Source organism: Burkholderiales bacterium (assembly GCA_035543335.1).
Lineage (GTDB): Bacteria > Pseudomonadota > Gammaproteobacteria > Burkholderiales > JAHFRG01 > JAHFRG01.
Genome location: DASZZH010000041.1, coordinates 1 through 13,817, shown reverse-complemented (window position 1 = coordinate 13,817; position 13,817 = coordinate 1). Strand labels below are relative to the sequence as shown.

At 57.9% G+C, this 13,817-nt stretch carries 11 protein-coding genes; 7 read left to right on the top strand and 4 right to left on the bottom strand.

The genetic code is table 11. The features are described 5' to 3' along the window. The first annotated feature begins 186 nt into the window (after window positions 1-186). The 7 genes from VHE58_11015 to VHE58_10985 all read left to right on the top strand — a co-directional run bounded on the left by VHE58_11015 (window position 187) and on the right by VHE58_10985 (window position 8,607). Window positions 187-819, top strand: a complete 633-nt coding sequence (locus tag VHE58_11015; GenBank protein ID HVS27802.1) for a class I SAM-dependent methyltransferase — start codon at window positions 187-189, stop codon at window positions 817-819. A gap of 227 nt (window positions 820-1,046) precedes the next feature. Next, window positions 1,047-1,517, top strand: a complete 471-nt coding sequence (locus tag VHE58_11010; GenBank protein HVS27801.1) for a YbaK/EbsC family protein — start codon at window positions 1,047-1,049, stop codon at window positions 1,515-1,517. A gap of 91 nt (window positions 1,518-1,608) precedes the next feature. Continuing rightward, on the top strand, window positions 1,609-2,265 hold the full coding sequence (locus tag VHE58_11005; protein ID HVS27800.1) for a 2OG-Fe(II) oxygenase family protein: 657 nt from the start codon (window positions 1,609-1,611) through the stop codon (window positions 2,263-2,265). A gap of 209 nt (window positions 2,266-2,474) precedes the next feature. Continuing rightward, entirely contained in the window at window positions 2,475-4,277 is a 1,803-nt protein-coding gene (locus tag VHE58_11000; protein HVS27799.1) for a SagB/ThcOx family dehydrogenase, read from the top strand. Between the two features lie 674 nt (window positions 4,278-4,951). After that, window positions 4,952-7,429 (top strand): SIR2 family protein, encoded by a 2,478-nt coding sequence (locus tag VHE58_10995; GenBank protein ID HVS27798.1) that lies wholly within the window; start codon window positions 4,952-4,954, stop codon window positions 7,427-7,429. A 386-nt stretch (window positions 7,430-7,815) separates the two neighbouring features. Then, window positions 7,816-8,109 (top strand): RNA-binding protein, encoded by a 294-nt coding sequence (locus VHE58_10990; GenBank protein HVS27797.1) that lies wholly within the window; start codon window positions 7,816-7,818, stop codon window positions 8,107-8,109. Between the two features lie 372 nt (window positions 8,110-8,481). Further along, window positions 8,482-8,607, top strand: a complete 126-nt coding sequence (locus tag VHE58_10985) for a hypothetical protein (GenBank protein ID HVS27796.1) — start codon at window positions 8,482-8,484, stop codon at window positions 8,605-8,607. Between the two features lie 10 nt (window positions 8,608-8,617). On the opposite strand, the gene VHE58_10980 is transcribed toward VHE58_10985, so the two are convergent. The 4 genes from VHE58_10980 to VHE58_10965 form a co-directional block, all read right to left on the bottom strand. After that, on the bottom strand, window positions 8,618-9,343 hold the full coding sequence (locus VHE58_10980) for a general secretion pathway protein GspB (protein HVS27795.1): 726 nt from the start codon (window positions 9,341-9,343) through the stop codon (window positions 8,618-8,620). A gap of 2 nt (window positions 9,344-9,345) precedes the next feature. Continuing rightward, complete coding sequence (locus VHE58_10975) at window positions 9,346-10,986, bottom strand: AAA family ATPase (GenBank protein HVS27794.1); 1,641 nt, start codon at window positions 10,984-10,986, stop codon at window positions 9,346-9,348. A gap of 1,185 nt (window positions 10,987-12,171) precedes the next feature. Continuing rightward, the gene (locus tag VHE58_10970; GenBank protein ID HVS27793.1) at window positions 12,172-12,498 is read right to left on the bottom strand and encodes a chaperone modulator CbpM; all 327 of its coding nucleotides are present in this window, start codon (window positions 12,496-12,498) and stop codon (window positions 12,172-12,174) included. Next, the gene (locus tag VHE58_10965) at window positions 12,488-13,441 is read right to left on the bottom strand and encodes a DnaJ C-terminal domain-containing protein (protein HVS27792.1); all 954 of its coding nucleotides are present in this window, start codon (window positions 13,439-13,441) and stop codon (window positions 12,488-12,490) included. The genes VHE58_10970 and VHE58_10965 overlap by 11 nt, the downstream gene beginning before the upstream one ends. Window positions 13,442-13,817 lie beyond the last annotated feature (376 nt).

Genomic DNA, 13,817 nt, shown 5'->3' with positions numbered 1-13,817 from the left:
CGCCAAAAATTATTTCGACTCTGACCCCCAATTGTTGCCGCTTCATGCAGTGGCGTGAACTTGTTTGCCTGCAGCCAGCGATATAATGGGAATTGCCCTTCATCAGTGACAGTCTCGCCCACGTGCCGGCTTTTTCTATTCATATCGGTGTTAAGTTGACAGAACCTCTGTTTGACTAGATCGAACATGAAACTGAATCCGCAAGACCTGGAAAAAATCGCCGACCTCACGCTGGAACATTACAACCAGAGTGCCGAAGATTTCCGGGAAGGCACGCATGATCACGATGTCAGCCAGAACATCGAGGCGCTGTTGCAATACATCGAGGGTGAACCGCCGTTCACAATACTCGATTTTGGCTGCGGGCCGGGACGCGACCTCAAGGTGTTTGCCGAACTCGGTCACCTCGCGGTAGGTTTGGAAGGCGCCACGCGCTTCGCCGTAATGGCGCGCGTCCACAGCGGCTGCGAAGTGTGGCAGCAGGATTTCCTCAAGCTCGATCTGCCGGATAACCATTTCGATGGCGTGTTCGCCAACGCCGCGCTGTTTCATGTACCCAGCCTGGAGTTGCCGCGCGTGTTGCTGGAATTGCACGCAACCCTGAAACCGCGCGGTGTGTTGTTCGCCTCGAACCCGCACGGCCATAACCAGGAAGGCTGGAACCGCGGACGCTACGGCGCGTATCATAATCTTGAAACTTGGCGCCGCTATATGTCAGCCGCCGGGTTCGTTGAGCTTACTCACTATTACCGCCCTGCCGGCCTGCCGCGCGAACAGCAGCCCTGGCTGGCGAGTGTCTGGCGCAGGTTGGCATCCTGAAGAACATCACTTCCAATGGGAGTCTCTTGGGGCACTGTCAAGTTAACTTTTGCGGCTAGATCTGGTGGACACCACTCCGAACCGCAAGAGGTTGTAGGCTGAGAACTGATTTCAACTTAAAGTGACACTACCCTGCTGGGCTACACTTCAACAGGGATATGGCCGCGAGGGCGAGGGTGAAGCGCGCAAGCGAACCGGCAATGACGGCACCGCCAAGGAGGCGCACCATGCATATCGCAAATCGAGTCCGGGACTACCTAAACCAGCGCGGAGTTACTTACGACGTGATCGTGCACCCGCAGACGCGATGCAGCCAGGAATCCGCGGCGGCTGCACATGTTCCGGGTGACCGGCTGGTGAAGTCGGTAGTGTTGGAGGACGACAATGGGTATCTCATGGTAGTGTTGCCTTCGACCCGCCGCGTGCGGCTCGGCGTGTTGAGCGCCGAATTGCAGCGCCATCTGCGCCTCGCTACGGAGGCCGATCTCAAGGATCTGTTCGGAGACTGCGAGCTGGGCGCGATTCCGCCGCTCGGACCCGCCTACGGCATGGAGACGGTCTGGGACGAGAGCCTCGAGAATGCCCCGGAGGTCTATGTCGAGGCCGGCGATCACGAAGAGCTGATCCGTATTGACGGCAAGACGTTCCTGGGCCTACTGGGCTCGGCCAGGCACGGCAATTTCAGCGCCCACATTTAGGTCGGAAACTGGGCCAGCATCGAACACACGCGACGCCCCGCACGAGCGACGGCGTGGCGCACTTCGAGTCGACTCGCGCGCGGGGAGCTCCATGGCGAAATCGGGCAAGCACTCATGGATCGAAAACTCAGACGTCTTTTCGCTGTTTCCCTCCCTGGTATGGAAAACCCAGCTTCGAGCCGAGGTGCACCAGCCGATCGACGCGAGCGCACTCGGGCTGCTGCACTCGCTGCGGCAGGGGCTGCCCGAGCTGAAGACCGGCGAAGCCTGGCAGTCGGGCCATGCCCTGCACGGGCGGGAGGAATTGCGTGAGCTTTGCGACTGCGTCAGCCGCGCGGCGGCCAGCGTGCTGCAGTTCCTGAAAATTGGCGATGAAGCGATTGAAATCACGGGCTGCTGGGCGAACCTGTACGCACCGGGCGCTGCGCACCGCGCGCACAGCCACCCAAACAATTACCTGAGCGCCGTGTACTACGTGCGCACCTGGCCCGGCGCGGACACCATCAACTTCCACGACCCGCGTAGCCAGACCGGCGTCATCCGGGCACCGGTCACAGAGCTCACTGGCGCCAACACTGATCAGGTCGTGGTGCGGGTTAGAAACGGCACGCTGCTCGTTTTCCCTTCGTATCTGTACCACTCCGTCGATGCCAACGCCAGCGGCGAGACCCGCGTAAGCGTGAGCTTTAACCTGATGTTTTCCGCGTTCACGGCGGCGTTGAGCAAGCCGTTGTGGGGCGAGGAATGAGGCAGTTTAAATGGGTCAGGTCAAACCAGTGCCGGCTGTGAGCCTGCATCTGCGTTCCTTTATTCAACCTCTGCAGGCGACTACGACGAGAAGGCTATGACTGAAGGAGGCGCGTAGACTCTGCGGCAAGGAGTATCTTAACTGTGAACCATCGGACAAAGGAAGACCCTGTTCGTGGTGCGGAAGCACTCGATCCCCTGGAAGTGGTCATGCAGTACCACCAGGAGACGAAACATCATTTTTCCCGCTATGCGCGCGCGCTCGGCTACCTGGACTGGGCGAATCAGCCGGATCCGTTTCGACGATACGAGGGATCTCCGCTCATTCCCTTACCGCTCCTGAACCCTGACGAGGCGCCGCTCTCGCCGCTCTATCAAGACTTGTATCGCCCTGGAGCAATCGAGAGCGTTCCGGTCACCATCCGCGCTGTTTCGCGCTTTCTTGAATATTCGCTGGCCATTTCGGCTTGGAAGCAGGCCGGTGAAGTCCGCTGGGCGCTTCGAACCAACCCATCGAGCGGCAATCTGCATCCTACCGAAGGTTATTTGCTCATTGACAAAGTCACAGGCCTTTCGCCGTTCCCAGCTCTTTATCACTATGCAGCCAAGGAGCATGCCCTGGAGCTGCGAGCAGAGTTGCCGAAGGAAAGCTTTACGTTGCTAATGAAAGGATTCCCGCCCAACGCTTTTCTTGTTGGCTTTACCTCAGTGAACTGGCGAGAGACCTGGAAGTACGGAGAACGAGCCTTTCGCTACTGTCAACATGACGTGGGGCACGCGATCGGCAGCACTCGCATTGCGGCCCAGACCCTAGGCTGGCGCATGCTGCTGTTGAACGGCCTGGCGGATGACGCGGTTGCCGCCTTGTTGGGGGTAGATCGTCCCGAGGATTTCGAGGGGGCGGAGCGGGAGCACCCTGATTGCCTCGCCGTCGTCTGGCCCGCCGACACGGCGTTGGCGAAGCCATCCGGGGCGGGAGGCGGGCCAATGGCGCGCTCCCCGCAAGCGGCCGGCTTCGCCGGTAACGTGTCCGCGCGCCCTGCCGAGCAAGCTGCCGGTCTTGCCACTGACGGGACAATCTCATTGCCGCTGTCCCTTGCCCCTGATGCCATTCGCGAGTTGACGCGGCATATTTGGTACGGCAAGGCCAACCGGCTAAGTCAAGACAATCCCGTGCAATGGGAGATCCTCAACCAGGTAGAAGTCGCATCGTGGAAGTCGAGTACTGAACCGAGAGTCATCGAACTGAATCAAAGCGCCCCTACGGTAGAGACACCGATCCCTCCGAGTACCCATGCGCCGAGCCTCTACCCGGGCCAGCCAAGGGCTGGACAGGTGATCCGTCAACGGCGAAGTGCGCTTGCGTTCGATGGTAAAACCTCGATTTCAGTCGGCAGCTTCTTCACCATGCTGGCCCGCGTCGTGCCACGAGTTGATCGTGACCTGTGCCAGCGTCCCATGCCCTGGGACGTCCTGCCTTGGGAACCGGCCATTCATCTTGCCCTGTTCGTACATCGCGTAGATGGCCTGACTCCCGGGCTCTACATGCTGGCTCGTGATCCTGCGAAAGTGGATTCGCTCAGACGGGCGATGCACCAACAATTTGCCTGGACCTCACCGCCTGGCTGTCCAGAGGAGGTGCCTTTGTTTCTGCTCGAAGAGGGAGATGCACGGCAATTGGCGGCCCAGATCAGTTGCCATCAGGATATTGCCGGGGATAGCGCGTTTTCCTTGGGGATGATCGCGGAATTTGAATCAAGCCTGCGGCATTACGGAGCCTGGTTTTACCGGAGACTTTTCTGGGAGACAGGGATTATCGGCCAGGTACTTTATTTAGAAGCGGAGGCAGCTAGCGTCCGTGCGACGGGAATCGGCTGTTTTTTCGATGACCCCGTCCATCAGGTGATTGGATTCAAAGACGCGATGTTTCAGTCGCTCTATCACTTCACGACCGGAGGCCATGTCGAGGACCCTCGCCTAACCACCTTGCCGCCTTATAGCCTTGATCATTGAGTGGCTGGCAGGCGATGTGACCAGGAATATTGGGGGCCAGAGTTGAATATTTTTTGCGGAAAAATTGGTCTCTGACCCCATAAAGTTCTTGATGCCGGGGGCAGCCCGGCGGCTGGTAACTTTCTTTTGCGTCGCCAAAAGAAAGTTACCAAAGAAAAGGCGACCCCGGTTCGCCGCCCCTATCGGGGTTCCCTGCACTCCTCAGCCAAACCGGGGCAGTTCGCGACACGGTGAGGAGCATAGCGGAAATAGGGTGCGGGAGCGAGCTGCGCCTGCCGTCCCCGCCCCAAAGCTTCGCTCGCCGAGTCCCGGCAGGTTGGCGCAACTCGCGCTCCGCGCTCAGACAGTGCTCGCTTAAGCGCCCCCGATTCGTCCTCGTCACTTGGCGGCTCGCAGGGGATACCAAAAACCTAAACTGCCGAAAATTATTTCGACTCCCAGCCCAATTGCCCTTCTCCTCTATTCCTATTGAGAATCTACTATAATTTGGTCAATGTAGCCGTAGCCCCCCGTGTTACACAAACGGGGCGAGCTAGAGCTGACAACTGCGCCTTTCGTCAGGTTATTTGGTTGAGCCTGGCCCGATTGTCTGAATCGACGAAGAGCCCAAAGGCGACGAATCTTCGAATCGGGCTCGCTAGTCGTAATGAGGCACGTAGCAAAGGGGGCGACTCGTGAATGAGCAAATTAAGAGGGCGATTCAACGCGGAGAGTTAGCGCTTTTTTTAGGGGCCGGCGCGTCGGCTGGAAGCCGTGATAGCGCTGGTCGTGATTTGCTTTTCGGAGGCGACCTCGCAAGGGAACTGGCTGGCGCGGCGGGCCTCCCATATGCTGGAGAGCTGCTCCGGCATGTTTATGCGGCAGCACAAGCAAAGCTCGGCGATAAACTTCTTAAACTTCTAGAGGAGCGCTATCGGCATTGCACCCCGTCCTCTGAGTATCTAGAGCTAGCCAAATATCCCTGGCCACGCATCTATACGCTCAATATAGACGATGCGCTTGAGAGGGCACTAGCGAAAGCTTCTAGCCAAAACGTCGCAGTAAGGGGTTTGCAAGATAGAGTTGAAGACCAAGATCAATACTTTGAGAGATTGGATGTAGTTAAGCTCAATGGTTGCGTCAACAATTTGCAAGCGGGCGTCATTTTTTCGCCGCAACAGTATGCGCGCACCGCGGCCGCAGCATCGCAATGGTATGAGCAACTAGGCATCGACTTCTTCCGCTATACATTCTTATTTATCGGAACGAAATTGGACGAGTCAATATTCTTCCAGCAGGTGGAAAGATATAGGGATGTTGCGGGTGCGGCTGAGGGGGAGAGCTACTTAGTTGTGCCTTCGGTCTCGGAAATCGAAAGAACTAGTCTCGCGTCGCAGCATGTAATCCATGTGCCGGGTGACGTTGCAGCATTTTGCACTTGGCTTCAAAGCACATTCCCAGTACCTAGTAAGCCGATTGACGTTGCCATCGCGCGCCATCCGCAGCTTGCCACCGTCTTATTCGATGCGAAATCCGATGCGGATCAATACTATTACGCAAATCTGTTCCAGCATGTAGAGCGAATCGATAAGACGCTGCCCGCTCTCCAGCGAACTGATGCTGAGAAACACGCTACTAGAAATTTTTATCTTGGCTTCAAACCTACTTGGTCTGACATTCATGAAGGTGTTCCTGCTGTACTCGCTTCGACGAGAGAGTTTGTTGAAGTCGTCAAGAGAGCGATTGGCAAACAGAAGCTCGTCGTCCTGTATGGCCCGGCAGGATCTGGGAAAAGCACGCTCCTGATGCAAGCGGCTTATCACATCATGAGAAATACGCACACACCTGTATATGCATTAACTCAACCCGCCGATAACCTTGGCGAAATTCTGAATGTGCTAGACAAGGTTCACAATGAGCCATACGTCATATTCACCGACAAATTGGATTCCATTGTTCATGAACTGAACAGCGTTTTAAAGTCTCACAAGCTGCTTCGCGGAACAGTGGTCGGATCGGAACGGCAAAATATTTGGATTGGCCGTACACGTGACATCTTGGGCGAATTCTCCGGCGCACCTTTTAAGGTGTCAGAAATTCATGAGTCGGACGCAGAAGCGATATTGAAAAAAGTAGAACAGTTCGGGCCCTGGCAAAGACTCCGCAAGCTCAGTTCTGCCGATCGAGTGCATGAGCTAGTTGCAAAGGCGAAGCGCCAGCTATTAATCGGCTTACTTGAGACAACACTTGGTGATGGTTTCGAGAAACTAATAGAGGAGGACTACAAGAGGCTCAAGAGCCGGGAGGAGCGTCTTTTCCTCACGGTGGTCGGCCTAGCAACGGTTCACCGATCTTCCATCAAGGAATCACTCGTGTATCGTGCATTGAGAAATCTGGGCATAGTCACAGGCGTGCCGCAACTGCTTCGATTAACTGCCGGAATAACTCTCTACGCTAATGGTGCTTTGTACGCTCGTCATCCTGTGTACGTGCGATACCTTTTTGAACACGTTATTGACCCATCGGAAATCCAAGTTTCAATCAAGGCACTTCTGGGTGCGTTTGGCGCCTATAGAGTGCCGATAGCAAAGTACGCTGCTAAGAATGAGAGATACGTTTTCAAATCTATTCTGAATCATCGCTTTCTCAGAGAAGTGCTTCGAGGTCAAGACGATTTAATCCTAGATGTTTTTAGGTCTTATGAAAAGGTCTTTCAGGAAGACGGATTGTTCTGGCTTCATTATGGCCTAGCGCTGAGAGAGTGTGACGAACAGGATGAGGCGCTTTCTAAGCTTAAAACAGCATACGAAGCATATTCGTCTGTTCAAGCTGAGCACGCGCTCGCGCAGCAGAAACTCATTTTGGGCAGACTCACTGACAGTCGGACCAAGGCGTATGTGATGCTAGATGAGGCGAAAAAAGCATTGGATAGGCTTGATCAAGTACTCGAACTCATTGACGCGTATCCAATCGTTACCCTGTCAGAAGGGCACGTGGCTATTGTTCTAAAGTTTGAAGGAAAGGAACCGGCCCGGACGCTTGCGAAGGACTATTTCGCAGATTTGAATAGGCGGATAAAGGGGGGGCGTGGTGGCGAGAGAATCGATGAATGTGCCAAGAGGTTAATGAAATTCGCTGTGAACCCGTCATTGAATGCCTTGGCAATGAAATAACGATACTTATCGGGTCGCGGCCGACGCGAGTCAGACGTGATCTCATTCGTTGGAAAGGTAAGGCCGAGCGTGCATCGGAAAGGCTTCGGTGGCCGCTGATTATGGGCACTGAGCTAGCGCCACTCTAGCTACCCACTGGTGCTGGTGCCTAGATTTGCCCTAGTCAGGGAGCCAGTTAGAACAGAGCAATGACCTCCCGCCAATGCCCAGATTTGCCCTGGTTGGGGAGCCATGCAAATATAAAAATGGGCACTGATTTTGTGCCCATTTTTGTTTCTGAGTTACTATGCTACAGTAACCTTGCTCTATTTGAGACGCCCGCTTGGCGCACTCAATGGGTCGACCGGATGAGGTGAATAGACTTTTTCAATTAAGAGGAAATAAGAATGAATATTTTTGTGGGCAATTTGTCACGTGAGGTCACCGAAGAGGATTTGCAAAAGGCATTTGAGGCGTTCGGACAAGTCGCATCCGCCGTCGTTATTAAGGACAAGTTCACCAAGGAATCAAAAGGATTTGGGTTTGTAGAGATGCCAGATAAAGCGGGGGCTCAGTCTGCTATCACCGCACTGAATGGCAAGGACTTGAAAGGGCAGACCCTTACCGTCAACGAGGCCCGTCCGCGCTCTGACGGCCGCGGAGGTGGAGGCAAACCAAGGGGTGGCAGGCCGCGTTTCTGATCCATCAACGCGAATCCCCAAGTTGCGCTTGAAGGAGGCCGGTCAGCACGCTTTCATTAAGGAAGTTCCAGACGTTCCCGCCAGTGCCCAGATTTGCCCCGGTCGGGGAGCCGGCACTCAACGCCGGCTATCGACCCGAAGCGGCGCTCCAGGGGAATAAAGCTGCCCTTGCCAGCTTCGATTCCAAATATCCATCCCTGACCGAAGTTTCCTCGTGGGGGCCGCGCTAGGAGGGCATTGACACTATTGCTGAATCAGCATGAAGTTCATGGGGCTTAAGAAAGTCCCCGTTGCAATGCCGGTTCCCATGATCACAAATTTCCCATTTAGCTGATTGACGACCATGACTAGGTTTACCTTTCGCCGCCGCCCGTGTTGGTGGCCTTAACAACGCCAGGGGCGCGCATTCCGCCGGAGCACCTGCAGCAGCTCGCGCCGCTGATGCGCATGATTGCGGTCGAGCGCGGCGAAGACAGGTTCGAGCTGCAGCTGAAATAAAAAGCCCGCTCTACTTCACGCCGCGACGGAAACTGTATCCCTTGTAGCCGAATATCATGCCATCCGGCGTGATCTGCTCCAGCTTGAGACCGGGAACCACGTACTCACCTTCCCGTAGCATCCGGTTGTTGATGCCGACCAGGCGGTCCCCGGGATTGCCGGAATAGACATGAACCGAAATCGTCATTGCCGGAAGCTCCTGCTGGACCGAGAGCGGAAGTTCGGCCATCGATATCACCGTTTGTACGCGCGCGGCATCGGCGGCGGCGCCGACAGGCTGCTCCGGCGCCGGCGCCGCCATTCTCCTTGGCACGGCTGCATCCGCTTCGCGCGGTGTGCCATCAGTCTCCGGCTTCGCGCGCGCGGGCAGTTGCGGCTTCGTCGGAACGAGCGCAGGTGCTGCTTGCGCGGGCGGGGTCGCGTTCTGCAACTGCGGTTCCGGCTTCGGCTGCGGCGCCATTTCAGACGGCGCAGGCGCTGGTTGGCGCGGGGTCGATTCGAGCGGCTTGGCGGCGACAAGCTCCGCTCTGCCAGGCGCCGCCTGCTCCGGTTGCCATGGGCGCAGCCAGCCGATCAGCATGCCCGCGCCGACCAGGACCACCGCGAGCAAGCCGTAAGCTAGAAACGCCGGCTGTTTGGTTGCTACCGCCGTCGCCTGCCCCGCGAGCAGCGTCGGCGCCGCGCCGCGCTGGCGCTGCTGATCGGATTTCCTCAAAGCGTCGAGGATATACGACATGCCTATTGTTCCCCTTGCCCGGGAAGCAATTTCGGCGCCGATTGATCCCCCACGCCGGCGAGGCGCATCACCGTCTGAGGTCCGACGGCGCCGTCTGGAATCAATCCCTGGGCGAGTTGAAACTGTTTCACCTGACGCCCCAGGACGTCATTGAACAGCGGGTCCTTGCTGGTATCGGCAACCTGCCCCTGCGCCTGCGCGAGTTGCCTGATCAGCCATTGCACAGCCGGTCCACGCTCCCCCGCGCGGATATTCTCGCGCGCATCCGGCGGCATGCGCCAGAGCAAAGTGTAGTGCCCCGCCCATTGCGCCGCCAGGGCGCCAAGAGCGACCGTCCTGGTTTCGGCGCCGATGGCGAATGTGGCGGTCTTGTCTGCGAGCGCCACCAGCGCGGCATGGAACTCCTGGCCCTGGTCGTCGTGCATCAGGAGTACCGCGGGCCGGTTCAATCGACGCAGTTCATCCAATCCGCCGCGGGCGCTGCGACAGCGCAAACCCAGGCCTGCCGCCTGGCGGCACGCGTACGCCCCTTTATAGTCCCCGCCCCATGCCCGGAAAAGTGCGGCGTAAGCTATCGCCTTGCTGCGCGAGCGCGGTTCGCCCGCCGGCCATTCCAGCGTGTCCGGCAGCGCCGCTGCCGGCTTGGTCTCCTCCACCGGAGCCTCTTTAGCCGGCCCCGCAGCTATTGTCTGAGCAACGGGTTTTGCAACGGTCGCAGGCACCGTTGCTGTTCCAGTCTCACGCAGCTCCAGCTGATACAGCGTCATCGCCAGCACACCGCCAAGCACCAAAATCAGGATCACCAGCAGAGGCCGCACCAAGCTGCGGCGCTGTGCCTGGTGGAACACTTCGCGCGCTGCTTGCGCGAGCGTCGCGCGATCAACCCGCTCCTTACCTTGCACGTAGGTGCCGAGCAGCGCGCGGTCGCACAGCAGGTTGATGACTCGGGGAACGCCGCCGCTCAAGCGGTACACGCGGCCCATCAAGCCGGCCGGAAACAGCTGCCGCTGCGCGCCCGATATCTCGAGCCGATGCCGCACATAGGCTGCGACTTCCGGCTTGGTCAGCGGCCCCAGGTGATAGCGCGCGACGATGCGCTGGCTGAGCTGCCGCAGCTCCGGCCGCTCCAGCATCAGCGCCAGCTCGGGCTGGCCGAGCAGGATGATCTGCAGCAGCTTGCGCTGGTTCGTTTCCAGATTAGTGAGCAAGCGCATCTGCTCCAGCACGTCGGCCGAGAGATTCTGCGCCTCGTCGATGATCAGCACCGTGTGCCTGCCCTTGGCATGGGCGTCGAGCAGGTAAGCGTTGATGCAATCGACGAACACCTTGATGCTGGCATTGCCGGACGGGTAGGCGATACCGAATTCGACGCAGATGGTCGAGAGCAGTTCCTCCACCGTCAGCTTGGGATTGAAGATATAGGCCACATCGCAGGACGCGGGAATCTGCTGCAGCAGGCAGCGGCATACCGTGGTCTTGCCCGTTCCCACCTCGCCCGTGAGCAGCACGACCCCGCCATCGCCGCTCACGCCATAGAGCAAATGAGCTAGCGCCTCCTGGTGGCGCTGGCTCAGGTAAAGATAGCGCGGGTCCGGCGCAATGGAGAACGGCGCTTCGGCGAGGCCAAAGTAATGTTGGTACATGGAGACCGGGGAGCGAGGCAGATGTCACCATTATAGCGAGCGATAGCGAGCGATAGGAAAACTCATCCGCCCGCTGGGCGCTCGTGGTCTTCGTTGGGCGCGAGTCACGCTTGGGCCGGGCCAGTTCGCGGCAAATCTTGCTCGTCATGGAATGTCTTTAAGGGCGTCCGCGTCGCGCGCAATCGTCGTTATGACGAATGTTGCTCGCGCTGGCCCCGTTCAGGCGATGTCGGTAACCGGGTGGTAGGTGAGCGGCAGGCTGGCGTGCACCGGCCAGGCCTCGGGACCCCGTGGTGGACTGCGTTGCGTCACCTGCGGCGCCCACCGCCCCAGGTCTCGAGGATGCGACGGATGACTCCCGCATCCTCGATTCAAGCGCAATGACGCGCATCGGCCCCTTGCACTTGGGGCATTCCAGGGGATCGGCCGCATAGACTTTGCGGATCAGCCGCGCCCACGTAGTCTTGGCACGGGCAGCGAACTCGGTGCTGGGTTGCTCGCTTGGCGCAGGTGAGCGCGGCACCGGCGTGCGGCGATGCTTCCTTTGCCCGCTCGCCGCGTGCCCGGTTTGAGTACCCGCCGAAGTAGCGAACGAGGTGCTCGTAGCGATCGGGGATGTGCTTGCACAGCAGCGCCAGCCACTCCCGCACCCGGCATCACTTGGAAGTTCCGCTTCAACCCGAGAGGCCTCCTCGAGCGGTAGATCACCGTGCCCGTGGCGTCGTCGTCGGTCATCTTCTCAAGGGACATCGGGGCACGCAGCATGGTGCCGGCGAGTTTCTTTCTCCCTTCGGCATCCTCGGCCGGCACCCTCACCTCGTGGTGCGCTGAGAAGCCGCAATGGCGCCCGCCAAGCCTGCGGCTGCGAAGCCCCTCCGAGAGTGCGTCGTTATTGACCAGAAACTCCAGCACCGCACGCCGAAAGCCCTCTAGCCAAGCAGACTTCCCGGCACCGCCGGCAGCGTGACAAAGCGCCTATCGGGCAGGAATGCTCCGTCGGCGGTGAGCACGTGTACGATTGATCGGACAGAAAGTGTCTGACCAATTCGACCCTAGATCGTATATATATGAGGGGCTGGAAACGACCCGAAGCGGACATTTGTAGGACACTGGAAATGGAGGTTCTGGGTGTCCTTCTGCTTCGCTATTTATCGGCGTGATGTGGGAATGCTTATATAGCTAGCCCTAACGAGTATGATGCGGCAGTTGCGCGCGCAGACTGCCTAACTGCGCTTCGAGTTCGTGAATCCGGTCTAGCAGCGAAACAATCAGGGCCACCTCGTGCGGCTCGAGGTCGAAGCTAATTCGGAGACGGCATGCCGTACGGACGGTCAGTAAACACTTCCCGTTGAAAACCCACGGTGATGAATCTGGATTAATGGGTGTGACGGCACCATAGTCAACGAGTTCGCGTAGCTCTGCTTCCGACAAGCCTGACAGCTCCGCAAGCTCTGCCAATGAGAACTCATGGTCCTCGGTAAGCCATACAGCTTCAGTATGTTCAGCTTTCACTTCTCACCTCCAGTTGAAAGCGCCCGCGCGGATTAAACGTCGAGCCTTCCGCGAGTTGTTTAAACAACTCGCGTTCACGGTCGCTTGTTGCGGTGGGTACAACAATTTGCGCGATGGCGAAGAGATCGCCCTCTCTACCATATGGTTTAGGCAGTCCGCGCCTGGATAGCCGTAACTGCTGTCCGGCATGAGTATTCGGCGGCACTTTTAGACGAACTGGCCCACCCAACGTCGGGACCTCTACGGTCGCGCCCAACACCGCTTCCCACGGCGCCAAGGGTAGATCGAGATACAGATCATGCCCGCTCACACGAAAAAGCGGATGTGGATGTAACGCGATATTAAGGTACAGATCGCCATCGCGACCGCCATTAAGCCCTTTGCCGCCCCTACCGGCCAGGCGCAATCTTTGTCCATCGGTTGCGCCCTTGGGGATGCGCACCTTGAAAGTGCGAGGCACGCGATGAAGGAATCCCTTCTCGTCGTATTCGGGCACTGTCAAATTCAGTTCGACTTCGGTGCCACGATACGCTTCCTCTAACGAGATATGGGCTGTGACTTCGTAATCCTGGCCGGGCATCCGGATTTGAGCAGTCCCTTGTCCTGCGCGATGCCGACCCGCCGCCAGTCCCGCGAAGAGATCCGCCAGATCGACGTCCTCGAATGAGAACTGCGAGTCGCCAAACTGCTTGCCCCAGTCTGGCGGCGGCTGGAAGTCCTGCCCCGGCTGGTAACTGCCAAGCTGGTCGTAGGCTGCACGCTTTTCCGGATTCTTGAGGGTCTCGTAAGCTTCCGCGACCTCCTTGAATTTTTCCTCGCCCTCGGGATCCTTGGAAACGTCCGGGTGATACTTGTGGGCGAGTTTACGATAGGCCTTTTTAATATCCTCGGCGCCGGCGCTTCGTTCGACACCGAGAATGCTGTAGTAGTCTTTATATTTCATCAATGGTGCTCAGAGAGATGGGGAAAAGCTCGAAATCCTTGTGACCTGCCCGATGTTTCGATCCAAGCATTTGAGAATAAATAGTTTACCGCATCGTGCTGATTGCCGATTCGCGATATGGCGGGAATCGTCCCGAAGCAGCTATTCAAATTTTAGCTCAGCGGCGCCCGCGTGGAACTGCCGTGAGCGAGCGCAAAAGCATTCCGACGAGGGGGGATGGCGACCACTGGCAAACGGGCGCACGTGGCGGGCGCATTGGAATCCCTAGTTCGCGTTGAAAAACGGCTAGGGGGCTCCTTTTTTCGGGGCGTCCGCACTGACTCTCTTCACGCTTTGCTTCCTCAGCTTCTTCGCTCGCTTGGCTACCCCCGCGAGG